Annotated in this window: 15 protein-coding genes; 9 read left to right on the top strand and 6 right to left on the bottom strand. The window is 66.2% G+C overall.

The genetic code is table 11. The annotated features are described in order from the left end of the window. Window positions 1-126 precede the first annotated feature (126 nt). The 6 genes from AC1RNN_RS18230 (at window position 127) to AC1RNN_RS18205 (ending at window position 7,555) form a co-directional block, all read left to right on the top strand. Window positions 127-813 (top strand): TetR/AcrR family transcriptional regulator, encoded by a 687-nt coding sequence (locus AC1RNN_RS18230; protein WP_493090786.1) that lies wholly within the window; start codon window positions 127-129, stop codon window positions 811-813. Continuing rightward, window positions 810-1,943, top strand: a complete 1,134-nt coding sequence (locus AC1RNN_RS18225) for an efflux RND transporter periplasmic adaptor subunit (protein ID WP_493090787.1) — start codon at window positions 810-812, stop codon at window positions 1,941-1,943. The genes AC1RNN_RS18230 and AC1RNN_RS18225 overlap by 4 nt, the downstream gene beginning before the upstream one ends. Further along, a complete protein-coding gene (locus AC1RNN_RS18220) occupies window positions 1,944-5,093 on the top strand; it encodes an efflux RND transporter permease subunit (RefSeq protein ID WP_493090788.1) in 3,150 nt (1,049 codons plus the stop codon). Window positions 5,094-5,144: 51 nt separating this feature from the next. Then, window positions 5,145-5,798, top strand: coding sequence for a protein-L-isoaspartate O-methyltransferase family protein (locus AC1RNN_RS18215; RefSeq protein WP_493090789.1), 654 nt, complete (start codon window positions 5,145-5,147; stop codon window positions 5,796-5,798). Between the two features lie 18 nt (window positions 5,799-5,816). Then, window positions 5,817-6,158: a rhodanese-like domain-containing protein gene (locus AC1RNN_RS18210; RefSeq protein ID WP_493090790.1), complete on the top strand. Its 342-nt coding sequence runs from the start codon at window positions 5,817-5,819 to the stop codon at window positions 6,156-6,158. Between the two features lie 92 nt (window positions 6,159-6,250). Next, window positions 6,251-7,555 carry a TolC family outer membrane protein gene (locus AC1RNN_RS18205; protein ID WP_493090792.1) on the top strand — a complete coding sequence of 435 codons (1,305 nt, stop codon included), beginning with the start codon at window positions 6,251-6,253 and terminating at the stop codon, window positions 7,553-7,555. 42 nt (window positions 7,556-7,597) lie between these two features. Here AC1RNN_RS18205 and AC1RNN_RS18200 read toward each other — a convergent pair whose 3' ends face one another. Genes AC1RNN_RS18200 through AC1RNN_RS18190 form a run of 3 tightly spaced genes read right to left on the bottom strand, consistent with a single transcriptional unit; the run spans window position 7,598 to window position 11,365 of the window. Continuing rightward, the gene (locus AC1RNN_RS18200) at window positions 7,598-8,956 is read right to left on the bottom strand and encodes a 3-deoxy-D-manno-octulosonic acid transferase (protein ID WP_493090794.1); all 1,359 of its coding nucleotides are present in this window, start codon (window positions 8,954-8,956) and stop codon (window positions 7,598-7,600) included. Beyond that, window positions 8,925-9,992, bottom strand: a complete 1,068-nt coding sequence (gene waaC, locus AC1RNN_RS18195) for a lipopolysaccharide heptosyltransferase I (protein WP_493090796.1) — start codon at window positions 9,990-9,992, stop codon at window positions 8,925-8,927. Before waaC ends, AC1RNN_RS18200 begins: the two co-directional genes overlap by 32 nt. Beyond that, window positions 9,989-11,365 carry a phosphomannomutase/phosphoglucomutase gene (locus tag AC1RNN_RS18190; RefSeq protein WP_493090797.1) on the bottom strand — a complete coding sequence of 459 codons (1,377 nt, stop codon included), beginning with the start codon at window positions 11,363-11,365 and terminating at the stop codon, window positions 9,989-9,991. The genes waaC and AC1RNN_RS18190 overlap by 4 nt, the downstream gene beginning before the upstream one ends. A 145-nt stretch (window positions 11,366-11,510) precedes the next feature. On the opposite strand from AC1RNN_RS18190, the gene AC1RNN_RS18185 reads away from it, so the two are divergent. From AC1RNN_RS18185 to AC1RNN_RS18175, 3 genes are read left to right on the top strand one after another with little or no spacing between them, the layout of a single operon-like run. Continuing rightward, entirely contained in the window at window positions 11,511-13,022 is a 1,512-nt protein-coding gene (locus tag AC1RNN_RS18185) for an AlkA N-terminal domain-containing protein (RefSeq protein WP_493090798.1), read from the top strand. 43 nt (window positions 13,023-13,065) lie between these two features. Next, window positions 13,066-13,560, top strand: coding sequence for a methylated-DNA--[protein]-cysteine S-methyltransferase (locus AC1RNN_RS18180; RefSeq protein WP_493090800.1), 495 nt, complete (start codon window positions 13,066-13,068; stop codon window positions 13,558-13,560). Continuing rightward, complete coding sequence (locus AC1RNN_RS18175; protein ID WP_493090801.1) at window positions 13,557-14,486, top strand: DMT family transporter; 930 nt, start codon at window positions 13,557-13,559, stop codon at window positions 14,484-14,486. The genes AC1RNN_RS18180 and AC1RNN_RS18175 overlap by 4 nt, the downstream gene beginning before the upstream one ends. On the opposite strand, the gene AC1RNN_RS18170 is transcribed toward AC1RNN_RS18175, so the two are convergent. From AC1RNN_RS18170 to AC1RNN_RS18160, 3 genes are read right to left on the bottom strand one after another with little or no spacing between them, the layout of a single operon-like run. Then, a complete protein-coding gene (locus tag AC1RNN_RS18170; protein ID WP_493090802.1) occupies window positions 14,458-15,117 on the bottom strand; it encodes a DUF1345 domain-containing protein in 660 nt (219 codons plus the stop codon). The two genes, AC1RNN_RS18175 and AC1RNN_RS18170, sit on opposite strands and share 29 nt — an antisense overlap. Window positions 15,118-15,149: 32 nt before the next feature. Continuing rightward, window positions 15,150-16,376, bottom strand: coding sequence for a D-amino acid dehydrogenase (locus tag AC1RNN_RS18165; protein WP_493090803.1), 1,227 nt, complete (start codon window positions 16,374-16,376; stop codon window positions 15,150-15,152). Next, window positions 16,373-17,317 (bottom strand): ornithine cyclodeaminase family protein, encoded by a 945-nt coding sequence (locus AC1RNN_RS18160; protein ID WP_493090804.1) that lies wholly within the window; start codon window positions 17,315-17,317, stop codon window positions 16,373-16,375. Before AC1RNN_RS18160 ends, AC1RNN_RS18165 begins: the two co-directional genes overlap by 4 nt. Between the last annotated feature and the right edge of the window lie 3 nt (window positions 17,318-17,320).

Raw genomic sequence — 17,320 nt, 5'->3', positions numbered from 1 at the left:
CGTCGTTCTACAAATTCGTTGGTCGTTGCCAAGCCTCGAATCTTACGGACATGGACTATCCCGGTAGGCCCGCATTGACACTGCCAAGGTGGACGGCTACATTAATAACCAATCAGTCAGTAATTTATGCAGTGCCCTATCGACCTTCTTTCCGGCAATGTGCGCGCCAAACGGGAGCGCCGCAAGGACGCGCGTCCGGGCGAGCTGCTGGCGGCAGCCATGGACCTGTTCGTGGAGAAAGGCTTTGCCGCCACCCGGGCCGAAGAGGTGGCCAAGCGCGCGGGCGTTTCCAAGGGAACGCTGTTTCTCTATTTTTCCAGCAAGGAAGAGCTGTTCAAGGCCGTGGTGCGCGAGAACATCTCGGGCCGCTTTGACGCCTGGAGCCAGGAGCTGGACGAGTACCAAGGCAGCAGCGCCGAGCTGCTGCGCTACTGCGTTTTCACTTGGTGGGAGCGCGTGGGCTCCACCAAGGCGGCTGGCATTTCCAAGCTCATGCTCAGCGAGGCAGGCAACTTCCCCGAGCTGGCAGCCTTCTACCAAACCGAGGTGATCCAGCCCGGCAACGCCCTGATACGCCGGGTATTGCAGCGCGGCATGGATAGTGGCGAGTTCCGCGCCGTCAATCTGGACTATGGCTCGCACTTGGTCATGGCGCCCTTTCTGTTCCTGGCCGTATCGCAGCAAAGCATAGGCGCCTGCATGCCCCCGAACATACCTTTTGACCCCAAAGCCTATCTGGACATCCAGGTGGAAAACCTGCTCATGGGCCTGGCCGTGCGCTCGCCCGCAACCGCAAGCCCAATCTCCCCATGAAACCCTGGATCAAATGGACGGCTGGCGCCTTGGTGCTGGCCCTGGTGGCAGCGGGCGCGCTGCGCACCGTCGCCGCGCGTAAAGCCCAGCAAGCCACGCTGGCCAGCCAGGAGGCGGCCGGCAAGCTGCAGGTGGCGATTGCGCTGGGTCCCAAGGATGTGGTGCAGGTGCAAAGTCTGGAGCTGACGCAAAGCCTGGGCATCTCGGGCCCGCTGAAGGCACAGAATTCGGCCTTTGTGAAGGCACGCGTGGCTGGCGAGCTGCTGGGGCTGACCGTGCGCGAAGGCGATACGGTCAAGGCCGGCCAGGTGATTGCGCGCGTGGACTCCACCGAATTCCAGGCCCGGGTGCGCCAGGCCCAGCAACAGGCCGAGGCAGCCAAAGCGCAAGTGGACATTGCCCGGCGCAGCTATGAGAACAACCGCTCGCTGGTGAACCAGGGCTTTATTTCGCAGACGGCACTGGAGTCGTCCTCGGCCAGCCTGGCCTCGGCCGAGGCCAGTTACCGCGCAGCTCAGGCCGGTGCCGATGTGGCGACCAAGTCGCTGGACGACACGGTGCTGCGCGCCCCCATCAGCGGCCAGGTGGCGCAACGCCTGGCCCAGCCCGGCGAGCGCGTGGCAGTGGATGCCCGCATTGTGGAGATCGTGGACCTGAGCCGGCTGGAGCTCGAAGCCAGCCTCAGCGCCAGCGATTCACTGCAGGTGCGCGTGGGCCAAAGCGCCCAGCTCAGCGTGGAAGGCTCTGCCACCACACTCAATGCCAAGGTAACGCGCGTGAACCCCAGCGCCGTAGCCGGCAGCCGTGCGGTGCTCGCCTATCTGGCGCTGGAACCCAATGCAGCACTGCGCCAGGGCTTGTTCGCCCAGGGCCAGCTGCAGTTGGGCAGCGCACGCGCGCTGGCGCTGCCACTCTCGGCCGTGCGCACCGACAAGCCCCAGCCCTATGTGCAAACCGTGCAAAACGGCAAGGTGGAGCACCAGACGGTGGAAGTGGGCGCACGCGGCGAACTGCAAGGCCAGAGCTTTGCCGCCGTCAAGGGCGTGGCCGAAGGCACCCCGGTGCTGACCGGCAGCGTGGGCCCGGTGCGCGCCGGCACGGCCGTCAAGACCAGCCAGGGTGGCAACTGAATGTGGTTCACCCGCGTCAGCCTGAAGAACCCGGTGTTTGCCACCATGGTCATGCTGGCCCTGGTGGTGCTGGGCCTGTTCTCGCTGCAGCGCCTGCGCGTGGACCAGTTCCCCAATATCGACTTCCCCGTGGTGGTGGTGATTGCCGACTACCCCGGCGCCTCGCCCGAGATCGTGGAGAGCGAGGTCTCCAAGAAGATTGAAGAAGGCGTCAACTCGATTGCCGGCATCAATGCCCTGACCTCGCGCAGCTACGAAGGCCAGAGCGTGGTGGTGATCGAGTTCGGCCTGCATGTGGATGGGCGCAAAGCGGCCGAGGACGTGCGCGAAAAGGTGGCCTCCATCAAACCCAATCTGCGTGCCGAAGTGAAAGAGCCCCGCGTGCTGCGTTTTGACCCGGCCGCGCGCGCGATCTGGTCGGTGGCCGTATTGCCTGATACCTCAGCGGGCTCCAAAGCACCTTCCGCGGTCGAGCTCACCAACTGGGCCGAGCAGACCTTAAAGAAGCGCCTGGAAAACGTGCGCGGCGTGGGCTCGGTGACCGTGGTGGGCGGCACCAAACGCGAAATCAATGTCTATCTGAACCCGCAGGCGCTGGAGTCCTTTGGCATCACGCCCGATCAGGTAGTAAGCGCAGTGCGCAATGAAAACCAGGACCTGCCCGTGGGCGCCATCCGCTCCAGCGAGCAGGAGCGCGTCATCCAGATCGAGGCGCGCATGCAGCGCCCCGAGGATTTCGGAAAGATCATCGTGGCGCGCAGAAACGGCGCACCCGTGCGAGTGGAGCAGGTCGCGCGCGTGGCGGACGGCGCGCAGGAAGTGGAAAGCCTGGCGCTCTACAACGGCCAGCGCACGCTAGTGCTGACAGTGCAGAAGTCGCAGGACGAGAACACCATTGCCGTGGTCGACGGCCTGGTGAGCACGCTGGCCGAGATGCAAAAGCAATTGCCGCCCGGCGTGAAGCTCGAACCCATTGCCGACGGTTCGCGCCAGATCCGCGTCTCGGTGGACAACGTGCGCCGCACGCTGATAGAAGGCGCGGTGCTCACCGTGCTCATCGTCTTCCTATTCCTGAACTCCTGGCGCTCCACCGTCATCACCGGTCTGACGCTGCCGATCGCGCTGATTGGCACTTTCCTGTTCATGAACTGGTTTGGCTTCACCATCAACATGATCACGCTGATGGCGCTCTCGCTGTGCGTGGGCCTGCTCATCGATGACGCCATCGTGGTACGCGAGAACATCGTGCGCCATGTGCAAATGGGCAAGAACGCCTTCCAGGCCTCGCTCGACGGCACACAGGAAATTGGCTTGGCCGTACTGGCGACCACGCTGTCCATCGTGGCAGTGTTCCTGCCGATCGGCTTCATGGGCGGCATCATCGGCAAGTTCTTCCACGAGTTCGGCATCACCATCGTGGCGGCGGTGCTGATCTCCATGTTCGTGAGCTTCACGCTGGACCCCATGCTTTCCAGCGTCTGGCACGACCCCAGCATCCACAGCCACGGCAGTGACGCCGCACCCACCACCTTCTATGACCGCACCGTAGGCCGCGTGACGCGCTGGTTTGACCACGCCACTGACAGCCTTGCCGACGGCTACCAGGGCATTCTGCGCTGGGCCTTGCAGCACAAGCTCGCCACCGTCGGGCTGGCCATCGCCATCTTCGCGGGCAGCATCTTCATGGTGCCGCTGCTGGGTACCGAATTCGTGCCCAAGTCGGACTTCTCGGAAACCACCGTCAACTTCAACACGCCCGTGGGCTCCTCCATCGAGGTGACCGAGGCCAAGGCGCGCCAGGTCGAGGCCATCATCCGCGACTTCCCCGAGGTGCGCTACACGCTGACCACCATCAACACCGGCAACGCCCAAGGCAAGATCTACGCGAGCGTCTATATCCGTCTGGTGGACCGCAAGAACCGCCAGCTCAGCGTGGACGCCATGTCGGTCAAGCTGCGCGAACGCCTGCGCCAAGTACCCGGCATCACGGTGACGCACGCGGGCCTGATGGACGCCGTGGGCGGACAGAAACAAATCCTGTTCTCCATCCAGGGCGCCGATACGGGCGAGCTGGAACGCCTCACCACCCTGGCACTGGACAGCATCCGCGACATTCCCGGGCTGGTCGACCTGGACTCCAGCGTCAAGCCCAACAAGCCCACGCTGGATGTGCAGGTGCGGCGCGACGTGGCCTCGGACCTGGGCCTGTCTGTGGCGCAGATCGGCAGCGCGCTGCGCACCCTGGTGGCCGGCCAGACCGTGGGCAATTGGCGCGCCCCCGACGACCAGACCTATGACGTGAACGTGCGCCTGGCGCCCGACGCGCGCAACAGCCCCACCGACTTGCAGCAACTGCCTTTCACCGTAGGCAGCAATGCCGACGGCAGCGCGCGCATCGTGCGCCTGAATCAGGTGGCCCAGGTGGTGGAATCCACGGGCGCCAACCAGATCAATCGGCGCGACCTCACGCGCGAAGTCTCCATCACTGCCAACGTTTCGGGCCGCTCGGCCGGTGAGGTATCGGCCGACATCCGCACCGCCATGGATCGCATCGCCATGCCGGCCGGCTACAGCTACAAGTTCAGCGGCTCCACCAAGGACATGGCCGAGGCCTTTGGCTACGCCATCTCAGCGCTGGTGCTGGCCATCGTCTTCATCTACATGATCCTGGCCAGCCAGTTCAAGAGCTTTCTGCAACCGCTGGCCCTCATGACGGCGCTGCCGCTCACTCTGATTGGCGTGGTGCTGGCGCTCATGATGTTCGGCTCCACGCTGTCCATGTTCTCCATCATTGGCGTGGTCATGCTCATGGGTCTGGTGACCAAGAACGCCATCCTGCTGGTGGACTTTGCCATCCGCGCGCGTGAAGACGGTATGGAGCGCTCCGAAGCCCTGCTGCTGGCCGCCAAGGTGCGGCTGCGCCCCATCCTCATGACCACGCTGGCCATGATTTTCGGCATGGTGCCGCTGGCCTTTGCGCTGACCGAAGGCTCCGAAATGCGCGCCCCCATGGGCCAGGCCGTGATTGGGGGCGTCATTACCTCGTCGCTGCTGACGCTGGTGGTGGTGCCCGTGGTGTATTGCTATATGGACGATCTGGCGGCCTGGGCGCGGCGGGTCTGGGCCGGGAAAACCCGCATCCCCCAGTAAAATTCGGCCCTTAACGCACGCAACGCCTGCCCTTGTCCTAGGAGAAATGAAATGAACTTCGCCCAAGCCCGCTTCAACATGATTGAGCAACAGATCCGGCCCTGGAATGTGCTGGACACCGGCGTGCTGGAACTGCTGAACACCGTGCCGCGCGAGGACTTTGTACCTGCCGCCCACAAGGCCCTGGCCTTTGCCGACCTGGAGATCCCCCTGCCCGGCGGCCAGTGCATGCTGGCACCGCGCCTGGAGGCGCGCATGCTCCAAGACCTGACCCTGCAGCCCCATGAGTCGGTGCTCGAGGTGGGGGCCGGTTCCGGCTTCATGGCCGCCCTGCTGTCGCACCGCGCACGCCAGGTGCTGAGCGTGGAATTGCTGCCCGAGCTGGTGGAACTGGCCCGCAGCAACCTGCAGAAGGCCGGCATCCGCAACGTGACCGTGCGCCAGGAAGACGGCGCCAAGCTGCCCGCCGGCGAAGGCACGTTTGACGCCATCGTACTCAGCGGCTCCGTGGCCCGCGTGCCGCATGACCTGCTGCAGCGCCTCAATGTGGGTGGCCGCCTGCTGGCCATCGTGGGTGAAGAACCGCAAATGCGCGCCACCCTGATCACACGCACCAGCGCCAGCGACTTCCGCACCACCGAACCCTGGGACGTCAACGCCCCACGTTTGCAGAACTTTACAGAGCCTTCGCGCTTCCAATTCTGATAATCCCTACGCGACACCATGATTGACCACATCCGCCCAAGCCAGCTGGAACAATGGTTCCAGTCCTTCTCCGCACCCGGCCTGCCCCTGGTGCTGGACGTGCGCGAGCCGCACGAACTGGCTTTGGCGCGGGTCTCGGAAGACGGTGTGGAAGTGCTGGCCATCCCCATGGGGACCATCCCGGTGCGCCTGGCTGAACTCGATACGACACGCCCGATTGCCTGCCTGTGCCACCACGGCGCGCGCAGCATGCAGGTCGCCCAGTTCCTGCAGGCGCGCGGCTTCACGCAGCTGGCCAATATCGCTGGCGGCATTGATGCCTGGTCTACCGAACGCAACCCGGCCATTGCACGCTACTGAAGTGCGTTGCTGAGATACACGCCCCTTTTCACCACCCTCTTCCCGAGCCCAGAAAGTCTTTCTCCATGTCACGTCTAGGAAATCCCATGCGCATGAAACTGTTGCCCCTGGCCCTGCTGGGCGCCGCCCTGGCCCCCATGGCACACGCCCAGAGCCTGCTTGACCTGTACGGCGCAGCGCGCGGCTATGACGCCAGCTACCAGTCGGCCAAGAGCCAGTTCGATGCCAACCTGGCCAAGGCCGAACAGGCCAAAGCCCTGCTGCTGCCCACGGCCAACTTTGCGCTGGGTGCAAGTCGCTCCAACCAGGAAATCCTGCCCACGCCCGAGCGTTCATATGGCTCGCAAACCGCCACCATCAGCGCCTCCCAGCCGCTGTACCGCCCTGCCAACCAAGCCAGCTACGACCAGGGCATGAAGCAGGTGGAACTGGCCAAGGCCCAGTTGCAGGCCGCCGAGCAGGACCTTATCGTGCGCGTGAGCCAGGCCTATTTTGACGTGCTGGCCTCCAGCGACAGCCTGACCTTTGTGAAGGCGCAGAAGGCCGCCGTGGCCGAGCAGCTGGCCTCGGCCAAGCGCAACTTCGAAGTCGGTACCTCCACCATCACCGACAGCCGCGAGGCCCAGGCCCGCTACGACTTGGTGATTGCCCAGGAACTGGCTGCCGAAAACGACCTGCGCGTCAAGTCCATCGCACTCAACCAGCTCGTGGGCAAAAGCGACGCTGCGCCCAAACCCCTGGCCGCGCCCGTGGTGCTGGCTCCGCTGGAACCGGCCGATGCAGAAGCCTGGGTACAACAGTCCGAAGAGCAGCACCCCGGCCTGGCACAGCTCAAGGTTGCGCTGGATGTGGCCAAGCTGGAAACTGCCAAGGCCGAAGCCGGCCACAAGCCCACGCTGGACCTGACCGGCAGCTACTCGGCAGTTAACAACAACGGTACTTCCACGGCGATCGCCGACAGCCGCGTGAATGTGGCCACCGTGGGCCTGGCCTTCAACCTGCCGCTGTTTGCCGGCTTCGCCACGCAAAACCGCATCAAGGAAACGCTGGCCCTGGAAGACAAGGCCCGTTCGGATCTGGAAGCCGGCCGCCGCAGTGTGGCACAGGGCACACGCACGGCTTTCTTTGGCGTGCTCTCCGGCCAGGGCCAGGTCAAGGCGCTGGAAGCCGCCGAGGCCTCCAGCCAGAGCGCGCTGGACGCCAACAAGCTGGGTTACCAGGTGGGTGTGCGCATCAACATCGATGTGCTCAACAGCCAGAGCCAGCTCTACAGCACCAAGGCCAGCCTGGCCAAGGCGCGCTACGACGTGCTGGTGGGTGGCTTGAAGCTCAAGCAGGCCAGCGGCACGCTGACGGCCGACGACCTCAAGCCCATCAACAGCCAGCTGGCACCCTGAACGCCGGCGACTGCGGCGCACCGGGCCCTGACGCTTGCGCGCTCAGGGCCTTTTTTCTGCCAGTACGGCAGCCAGCGCCAGCGCCGTACGCTGCGCTGCGCCCCGGTGGGCGGCACCCAGGTCCAGCGCGGCCTGTTGCGCCTGGGCCAGGGCGTGCGCTGCGTGCAGCATCGCGGCCGCCCGGTCCACCGCATCGGCCAGGTCTGCGCATTCGAATGCAGCCCCGGCCTGGGCAGCCAGCTGCGCGGCTTCGGCAAAGTTATAGGTGTGCGGCCCCATGAAAACGGGCACACCACAGGCCGCCGCTTCGATCAGGTTCTGGCCACCCAGCGGTGCAAAGCTGCCGCCCAACAGGGCTGCATGGGCCAGGCCGAAGTACAGCGCCATCTCGCCCAGCGAATCGCCCAGCCAGATGTCGGCCGCTATCGGGCCACCACTGCTCCACTGACTGCGGCGCGCCACGGTGTAGCCCGCTGCGGTAAACAGCGCAGCCACCTCGTCAAAGCGCTGTGGGTGGCGGGGAACGATCAGCCACTGCACTCTGGCCGCTATCGTTTCGGTAGCTGCTTGCGCAGATTCCACTGGGGTTGGAGGCGTATTTCGCTTCAAAAGCTCAATGAGCATGGCCTCTTCGCCTTCGCGCACGCTGGCAAACATCAGCACCGGGCGGGCGCTGGCCTCGCGCCAGGCACGGCCCTGGGCCAGCAAGGCCGGGTTGGGCGCCATATCGAACTTGAAGTTGCCCATGACGCCACGCACCGGCGCACCCAGGGTGCGCAGGCGCTGGGCATCGGCCTCGCTTTGCGCCCAGGCAGCGTGCAAGCCAGCATAGGTATCCCGCGCGAGCGCCCCCCAACGCAAGGAACTGCGCAAGGTCTTCTCGCTCAGACGCGCATTCACCAGGCACAGCGGCACGCCGGCACGCGCGCTCTGCGCCACCAGATTGGGCCAGAGCTCGGTCTCCATCAGCAGGCCCAACTGGGGGCGGAAATGGGCCAGGAAGCGGCGCACCGCACCCACCGTGTCCCAGGGCTGCCAGACCTGGATGTCTCCAGGTTGCAGCAGGCGCGCACCGGCTGCGCGGCCCGTCGCCGTGCCGTGTGTGAGCAGCAGACGCATGCCGGGCAGTTGGCTGCGCAGGGCCGCTACCAGGGTGGCCGCAGCCAGGGTCTCACCCAGCGATACCGCATGCAGCCAGACCAGCGGGCCCTCGCCCGCAGGCGCTGTCCCGGTGTAGTGGCCAAAGCGCTCATCCATGTGCTCGCCGTACAGCGGCTCGGCCTGCGCGCGGCGGCGCAGCTTGCGCCGCACCAGGGGCTGGGCCAGCCAGACGACTGCGGAGTAAAGCGCGCGCATCACCATGGCCGCCTCATTGGCACAGCACCGGCGTGGCGAGGCCATCCCAGGCCTCCCACACCGCGTCCACCGTGGGCTGAGGCTCGCCATAAACGCTGACTTGCCGCAACGGCAAGCGCGGGGCCGTGGCCTCGTCAGTGCCGGCGCGCACCTCGGGGCCAGTGCGCCAGGCGGTATCGAAGTTGTAGATCTGCACATGGGGCAGGTCCAACGCCACGGCAATATGGCTGATGCCGCTGTCCACGCCCACCACCCCGGCGCAATGGGCCAGCGTGTCGGTCATGGCGTCCAGCGCCATGGCGGGCCAGACCCAGGCGTCCTGCAGTTGGGCGGCAATCGCCTCGCTGGTGGCCTTCTCGGCCGCATTGCCATGCGGCAGAGCCACCGCAAAGCCCGCGTGGTTGAGGCGCCGCCCCAATTCCACCCAGGACTGCTGCGACCATTCCTTGTCGGTCCGCGAGGTGCCATGCACCAGCGCCACCACGGCCTTTCTGGGTACAAAGGGGTTGTCGCCCTGGGCCGTGGGCTGCGGGCTGACCAATGCGCCGGGCTTGAGGCCACAGACCGCCGGGCCCTGCAATTCGTAGCCCAAGGCCGCTGCGCAAAGGATGCGCGAACGCTGCACTGCATGGACGCGAGGTTCGATCTCGATGGCCACATCAGCCACCCAACGTGCGGGGGCCTCAAAGCCCGAGCCCTCGGTCTGGTTGGCCAGACCATAGCGCTTGCCCTGGGGCGTGGTGCGCGCCAGCCAGGACACCAGCGCCGACTTGCTCAGGCCCTGCAGGTCAATCACGGCGTCATAGGCCTGGGCCCGCAGCTGCGCCTTGAAGGCGCGCCAGGCGCGGCGTGTCTCGGCCTTGAACGGGCTTTTGCGCCACTGGCGCAGCGCACAGGGAATGACCTGCCGCACGCCCTCGCAACGCGCCACCAAGGGCGCAAACGCGGCCTCCACCACCCAGTCGATCTGCGCTTGTGGAAAGGCGCGGCGCAGGTCCTGCACGGCGGGCATGGCGTGCACCACATCCCCCAGTGAAGACAGCTTGACAATCAGAATGCGCTGCGGCGCGGCGGCTTTCAATGCGAGGCCCCTCCCACTTGCGCATCGGGCAACACGCGACGCAGTAGCCCCAGCATGGTGTCCTGAATGCGTTGCAAGGCCGCTTGCGTTTGCCCCTCAAAGCGCAGCACCAGCACCGGCGTGGTGTTGGAGGCACGCAGCAGACCGAAGCCGTCGGGCCAGTCCACGCGCAAGCCGTCCACCGTGCTCACCACCGCAGGCGCATCAAACGCAGCCACCTGCAGCAACGCCTCCACCACCGCGTGTGCCTGCGCGCAAGGCACATGCAGCTCGGGCGTGGAAAAACTGGAAGGCAGGGCTTGCAGCTCGGCCGATGCATCGGGCGTGCGACTCAGAATCTCCAGCAGGCGCGCAGCGGCATAGGTACCGTCGTCAAAACCATACCAGCGCTCTTCAATGAACAGATGGCCGCTCATCTCACCGCCCAGCGGTGCGCCCACTTCGCGCATCTTGGCTTTCATCAGCGAATGGCCGGTTTTCCACATCAGCGGCTTACCGCCCGCAGCCTCAATGGCGGGTGAGAGTTGCTGCGAACACTTCACATCGAACACCACGGTGCCACCCGGCACACGCTGCAACACATCGCGCACCAGCAGCATGAGCTGACGGTCGGGGTAAATCGTTTCGCCATCACGCGTGACCACACCCAGCCGATCACCATCGCCATCAAAGGCCAGGCCGAGCTCGGCATCGCCAGCCTGCAGCGCGGCAATCAGGTCGCGCAGGTTGTCGGGCTGGCTGGGGTCGGGATGGTGGTTGGGGAAGTTGCCATCCACGGTGCTGAACAGCTCCTGCACCTCGCAGCCCAGGGCACGCAGAATGCCGGGTGCCGAAGCACCGGCCACGCCGTTGCCGCTGTCCACCACCACCTTCACCGGCCGCGCCAGGCGCACATCGCTGGTAATGCGCGCGGTGTAGTCGGTCAGCAGGTCCACACTGCGGCAGCTGCCAGCGGGCTGCAGCACCCAGCGCTCCTGCTCCATCAGCACCCGCAAGGCCTGGATGGCCTCACCATAAATGGCCTCACCGGCCAGCACCATCTTGAAACCGTTGTCATCGCGCGGGTTGTGGCTACCCGTCACCTGCACGCCGCTGCTGCACAGCGTGTGCGCCGCAAAGTAGAGCATGGGGGTTGTCACCATGCCCACATCGATGACGGCCACGCCGGCCTCCTGCAGCCCTTCCATGAGGGCCGCAGCCAGCACCGGGCCGCTGAGTCGCCCATCACGACCCACGGCCACCGTACGCTCCCCCCGGGCCATGGCCAAGGTACCAAAGGCACGACCCAGCCCGCGGGCAAAGTCCGCGTTCAGGGTAACGGGCACAACGCCGCGAATGTCATAGGCCTTGAAGATCTGGGAGGCAAGCTGCACGAAACAAAAAAATCCTGTTGCCGCCCCGCGCGGATGCCGGGGCGTGTGGCGGCACATTGTAGGCGGCGCACCCCTCGCCCCTGCGCCGTAGCCACATGTCCGAAAACGGCGCATTCTGCGCGGGCGGCTTCGTATCATTCCCTCCATGCACACGCCCAGCCCGCCTCCCACCTCCGCCACCGACGATGGCGGCCAGTACCTGGCCCTCAAAGCCCGGGACGCGCGCTTTGACGGGCGCTTCTTCACCGGCGTGACCAGCACCGGCATCTACTGCCGCCCGGTTTGCAAGGTGCGCGCCCCCAAGCCCGAGAACTGCCGTTTCTTCGCGTTGGCCTCGCAAGCCGAGGCTGCGGGCTTCCGGCCGTGCATGCGTTGCCGCCCGGAGCTGGCGCCTTCGGGCCTGCAGGCCCTGGGCGCGCAGGCCTGGTCCACCCAGGACGCCTCGGCCATCCTGGCGCGCCAGGCCGCGCAGTTGCTGGACGCACCCCAGCTCTGGAGCGATGGCGCGCCCAGCATGGGCCAGGTGGCCGAACGTCTGGGCGTGAGCGAGCGTCATCTGCGCCGCATCTTCGAAGCGCTGTGGGGCGTCTCCCCACTGCAGTACCTGCAGACACGCCGCCTGCTCACGGCCAAGCAACTCCTCACGGACACCGCGTTGCCCATTGCACAGATTGCGGCGCTCAGCGGTTTTTCCAGCGTGCGGCGCTTCAACACCGTGTTTGCCGCGCAGTACCGGCTGCAGCCACGCGCGCTGCGCAGCGCGGCGGGCCAGAGCGGCGGCCATGGTTTGCAACTGCGTGCGGCCTACCGCCCGCCGCTGGACGAGGCCGCGCTGCTGCGCTTCTTTGCGCTGCGCAGCCTGGCTGGCGTGGAACAGGTGGACGTGGACGCGCTGCGTCTGGCGCGCACGCTGGCGCTGGACTGGGCCGGCCACACCCTGCAAGGCTGGGTGCAGTTGCAATTTGCCCCTGCACAGAGCGAGGTGCGCATCACCGTCAGCGAATCGCTGGCCAGCGCGCTACCGCTAGTGATGGCGCGCGTGCGCAGCCTGCTGGACCTGGATGCCGACCCGAATGCCATCCATGCCGTGCTGCAAGCCAGCTTTCCCGACGGCGCAGGCCTGCGCGTACCGGGCACGGTGGACGGCTTTGAGCTGGCCGTGCGCGCCGTGCTGGGCCAGCAGATCACGGTGCAGGCCGCGCGCACCCTGGGCGCACGCCTGGTACAACGCTTTGGCACGCCGCTGGTCACGCCCCTGGACGGGCTCACGCATCTGTTCCCTACCCCGCAGGCATTGCGCCAGGCCAGCGACGAGGACCTGGGCAGTCTGGGCATCGTCCGCCAGCGCCAGCAGGCCATACGCGCCATTGCCGCCGCAGTGGCCGACGGTCAGCTCACGCTCAACCCCAGTGCCGATGTACCGGCCACCCTGGCCGCCCTGCAGGCCCTGCCCGGCATTGGCGCCTGGACGGCGAACTACATCGCCATGCGCGCATTGCGCTGGCCCGATGCTTTTCCGGCCGGCGATGTGGCCTTGCACAAGGCCTTGGGCGTACGTGAGCAACCACGCCCAGCCCTGGCGGCAGAGCAGGCGTCTCAAGTGTGGCGCCCCTGGCGCAGCTATGCCACCGTCCGCGCCTGGTCACTCCTGAACTGATAGCTGCGCGCGCATATTCCATGAGGGCTGGAGGCCTGTTTTTATGAAATTCTCACCCCACACCGTCCGTACATCCCTGGCCACCCCACTGGGACCCATGACGCTGGCTGCCACCGACGCAGCGCTGGTTGGCGCCTGGTTTGATGGCCAGCAGCACCAGCCGTCCTTTGAAGCCTGGCCCTTAGCCCCCGAGCACCCGCTGCTGCGCGCCGCAAGCCAGCAACTGCTGGAATACTTCGCCGGGCAGCGCCAGCACTTCGCCCTGCCGCTGGATCTGTCGGGCGGCACCGCCTTCCAGCAGGCCGTTTGGGCGCGGCTGCAGGCCATTGCCCCGGGGGGCACGGTAAGCTATGGCCACATCAGCCAGCAAATCCAGAACCCTGCCGCCGTGCGCGCCGTGGGCGCTGCCGTGGGGCGCAACCCCATCAGTGTCATCGTGCCCTGCCACCGCGTGCTGGGTGCCAATGGCGCAGTCACCGGCTACGCAGGTGGGCTGGACCGCAAAATCGCACTGCTGCAACTCGAAAGACAACCGTGACCACTCCCGTCTCCACTACCTCGTCTCCCGCCGCACCAGCGCCCGCGTGGGTGACGGAGTTTGTGCTGCTCGCCGCCATTTGGGGCTCGTCTTTTCTCTTCATGCGCATGGGCGCCAAGGAGTTTGGCGCCCTCCCCACGGCTGGCATGCGCGTGGGCATTGCTGCCGTGTTTCTGCTGCCCATCCTCTGGTACCAGGGCCAAATGGCAGCGCTGCGCCAGCACTGGAAGCTGGTCTTCGCCGTGGGCGTGATCAACTCGGCCATTCCCTTTGCCTGCCTGTCCTATGCGCTACTGAGCATTTCCACCGGTCTCTCGTCCATCATCAATGCCACGGTGCCGCTGTTTGGCGCGCTGGTGGCCTGGGTCTGGCTCAAGGACAGGCCGCAGGGCTTGCGTGTGATAGGGCTGCTGGTAGGCTTTTTCGGCGTGGCGCTGCTGGCCTGGAGCAAGTCCAGCTTCACGCCCGGCACGGGCGGCGGCGGTACCGGTTGGGCCGTGCTGGCCTGCTTGGCCGCCTGCTTCTTCTATGGGGTTGCGGCCAGCTTCACGCGCCGCTACCTGGCTGGCGTGCCTTCCATGGTGCTGGCCACGGGCAGCCAGGTGGGTGCCACGTTGGCGCTGCTGCCCTTCACCATCTGGTACTGGCCCAGTGCTGCAACGAGCACTTCCTCCTGGCTGGCCCTGCTCGCCCTGGGCGTGCTGTGCACCGGCGTGGCCTATGTGATCTTTTTCCGCCTGATCGACAAGCGCGGCCCCGCCAAGGCGCTGACCGTGACCTATGCGATCCCGGTATTCGGCGTGGCCTATGGCGTGCTGCTGCTGGGCGAGACCGTGACGGCCTGGATGCTGGTGTGCGGCCCCATCATCCTGCTGGGCACCGCACTGTCCAGCGGGCTTATTGGATCGCGCCCGCCATCACGTTGATGGAGAGTGCCAGCACCAGCATGTTGAAGCCAAAGGCCGTCACGCTGTGCAAAAGCGTGAGCCGGCGCATGGTGCGCGAGGTGACCACCACGTCCGACACCTGCGAGGTCATGCCGACCACGTGGGCGTAATAGAGGAAATCAAAGTAGTCGGGCGCCTGCTTGCCCGGAAACTCCAGCCCCGCGCCATGCGCGTGGCCACGCAACTCCTCCTGGTAGTAGAGGTGGGCGTAGCGGAAGGCAAAGATGGTTTGCATCAGCAGCCAGGACGCCGCCAGCGCAGACATCGACAGGCCCAGATGCGCCACGCGCTGCGCACCGGCCAAATCCTTGACGTGCTGCAGCATCAGCGCAATCGCTGCAAAGCTCGCAAACACCGAGAGCAGCAGCAGGAAGAACAAAGTCATGCCCGGCTGGTCCTGGGCTTGGGCGCGTGCGCGCGTGCGTGCCGCATCAAATTCCACCGCCAGCCACCAGGCCAGTACCAGATAGGCACTGGCGCCCGCTGTCCAAGCCAGCAGACCGCGCGAGGCCAGGGTGAGTGGCACGGGCAACAGTGCCGCCACGGCCCCCACCACGGCGCCATAGACTAAACGCTGGTGGCCATTGGTTTCCGAGAAGTGTTTGCGCATGCAGCCATTGTGGCCGCTGCGAGCCGCCCGCATCAAGCCGGGGGATGGCCCAGGGTTTCTGCGATCTCCTGCCCCAAGGCAGCGGCGCTGCCGGCGGCCAGCGTCAGGCCCAGCGCGCCGTGGCCTGCGTTGAGAAAGAGGTTGCGGAATTTGCGCCGCCCGATGATGGGCACCGAGGTGGGTGTGGCAGGCCGCAAGCCCGCCCAGGTACTGGGCAATGCCAGATCGCAGGCGCCGGGGAAAACCGCCTCCACCGCTTCCACCATGCGCTGCACACGGTCGTTCGGAATCTCCAGCCCATAGCCACCGACCTCGGCCATGGCGGCCACGCGCAGTCGCCCGCCCAACGGGGCAAACACGGTTTTGCGCGCCAGGTCGGTCACACTGGTACGTGGCGCCAGGCCGTCCGCCCGCAGCGGCACGGTAATGCTGTAGCCCTTGATGGGATAAACCGGCAGGTATAGACCCAACTGGGCCGCATGGCGCGCCACGCTGGCGCCCGTGGCCAACACAAAGGCATCGGCCTGCAACTCGCCCCGGCTGGTACGCACGGCCACCACGCGGTCCTGGCGCGTCACAAAACCCTGCAACTGCGTCAGAAAGGAGAGCGTAGCGCCCCGGCGCAGCAAGCTGTCCGTCATCGACAGGCAGAGCCGATGCGGGTCCGCCACACGCTCGTCCGCCGTCCACACCCCACCCGCAAAGTGCGCACGGTAGTGCTGCAGCGCGGGCTCGCGCGCCACACACGCGTCCACCGAGAGGATGGACTGCTCGCAGCCCAGTGCGCGCTGGAACTCGATTTGCACGCGCTGACGTTCCACACTGGCCGCGCTGGGGCATAGCACCAGCTTGCCATTGCGCGCAAAGTCAAACGACCACTGCTCGGCTGCCATCCAGTCCGTGAGCGTCTGGCGGCTGCGCTGCGAGAGCTGCAGCAGCGCGCGCGTCCCCGCACGCACCTGGTTCCCTGTGCAGGCGGCCAGAAACTGCAGGCCCCAGGCCCATTGGCGCCAATCCATCTGCGGCGTAAAGCGCAGCGGCGAGTTGGCGGACAGCAGCATGCCGGGCAAGGAGGCCAGCGTGTGCGGCGAGGCCAGTGGCTCCACATAGCTGTAACTGAGCTGCGCGCCATTGGCCATGCTGGTGCCCAGACCCGGGCCATCGGCCGCGTCCACCAGATGCACCGTGTAGCCCTGCTGCGCGAGCTGGTAGGCCGTGGAGCACCCCACAATGCCCGCGCCCAGCACGCAGACCTTCATGCCGCAACCCCCAGGTTGCTGGTGAGCGCCCGGTTGCTGTAGGCCAGATAGGCGCACGCCACATCCGAGAGGCCCACGCCGACTGACTTGGCGACAACGATGTCGTCCTCTGCGGCGCGCCAAGGCTGCTGTAGGGCGCATAGGGTGGGGATGTCTACCACCTTGTCACGCTCCGCCTCCGACGCGGGCTGCCACAGCACCAGCTCGCCGGCCTCGCGCAGGCTTTGCGGCGCCCATTCAACAATGATGCGGCTGGCGCGGGACAGCGTGGCGTCGTCCAGCTCGCGCACTTTGGGGGTGCTGGTGCCTATGGCCGACACAAAGGCACCGGACTTGAGCCATTGGCCATCGAACACGGGCGTAGGCGAGCGCGTGGCGGTGACCACGATATCGGCCTCGCGCACCGCCGCCTCGGCGGTACAGACGCGCACCTGAGCGCCACTGCCCTGCGCAAGCTGCTCGCACCAGCGCGCGTCCACCACGGGATCGACGATGGCAATGTCCTCAAAGCGGAAGAACTCGCACAGTGCCTGCACTTGCGCTCGCCCCTGAAAACCCGCGCCTACCAGGGCCAGGCGTTTGGCGCTTTTGCGCGCGGCCTGGCGTGCCAGCAGGGCCGTGATACCGGCCGTGCGGAACTTGGTGATCTCTGCGCCGTCGAGCACCGCCAGCGGCTGGTTGGTCTCCAGGTTGAACAGCGTGATGAGGAACGAGAACTGCCCCTGCACCGTGGGGTAGACCTTGAGGCCTGCCACCTTGCGTGCGCTCCACACCGCGCCCATGGAGCTCAGGCGAAACGCGCCTGCATCGGTGCGCTGGCGCGGGTGAATCTGGGCACGGCCTGCGGCCAGGTCTTCGAACGAGGCGCGCAGCATATCGACCACCGCAGGGTAGTCGAGCAAGCCGGCAATGGTTTTGTCGTCGAGATGGGGAAGTTTCATGGG

The organism is Rhodoferax sp. GW822-FHT02D07, assembly GCF_058802405.1.
The sequence above is the reverse complement of the archived record's forward strand: the minus strand, read 5'-3'. Positions and strand labels throughout refer to the sequence as shown.

Coding starts and splice junctions, on each gene's coding strand:
- AC1RNN_RS18230 (WP_493090786.1), top strand. CDS start 127: ATGCAGTGCCCTATCGACCTTCTTTCCGGCAATGTGCGCGCCAAACGG.
- AC1RNN_RS18225 (WP_493090787.1), top strand. CDS start 810: ATGAAACCCTGGATCAAATGGACGGCTGGCGCCTTGGTGCTGGCCCTG.
- AC1RNN_RS18220 (WP_493090788.1), top strand. CDS start 1,944: ATGTGGTTCACCCGCGTCAGCCTGAAGAACCCGGTGTTTGCCACCATG.
- AC1RNN_RS18215 (WP_493090789.1), top strand. CDS start 5,145: ATGAACTTCGCCCAAGCCCGCTTCAACATGATTGAGCAACAGATCCGG.
- AC1RNN_RS18210 (WP_493090790.1), top strand. CDS start 5,817: ATGATTGACCACATCCGCCCAAGCCAGCTGGAACAATGGTTCCAGTCC.
- AC1RNN_RS18205 (WP_493090792.1), top strand. CDS start 6,251: ATGAAACTGTTGCCCCTGGCCCTGCTGGGCGCCGCCCTGGCCCCCATG.
- AC1RNN_RS18200 (WP_493090794.1), bottom strand. CDS start 8,956: ATGGCCTCGCCACGCCGGTGCTGTGCCAATGAGGCGGCCATGGTGATG.
- AC1RNN_RS18185 (WP_493090798.1), top strand. CDS start 11,511: ATGCACACGCCCAGCCCGCCTCCCACCTCCGCCACCGACGATGGCGGC.
- AC1RNN_RS18180 (WP_493090800.1), top strand. CDS start 13,066: ATGAAATTCTCACCCCACACCGTCCGTACATCCCTGGCCACCCCACTG.
- AC1RNN_RS18170 (WP_493090802.1), bottom strand. CDS start 15,117: ATGCGCAAACACTTCTCGGAAACCAATGGCCACCAGCGTTTAGTCTAT.
- AC1RNN_RS18165 (WP_493090803.1), bottom strand. CDS start 16,376: ATGAAGGTCTGCGTGCTGGGCGCGGGCATTGTGGGGTGCTCCACGGCC.
- AC1RNN_RS18160 (WP_493090804.1), bottom strand. CDS start 17,317: ATGAAACTTCCCCATCTCGACGACAAAACCATTGCCGGCTTGCTCGAC.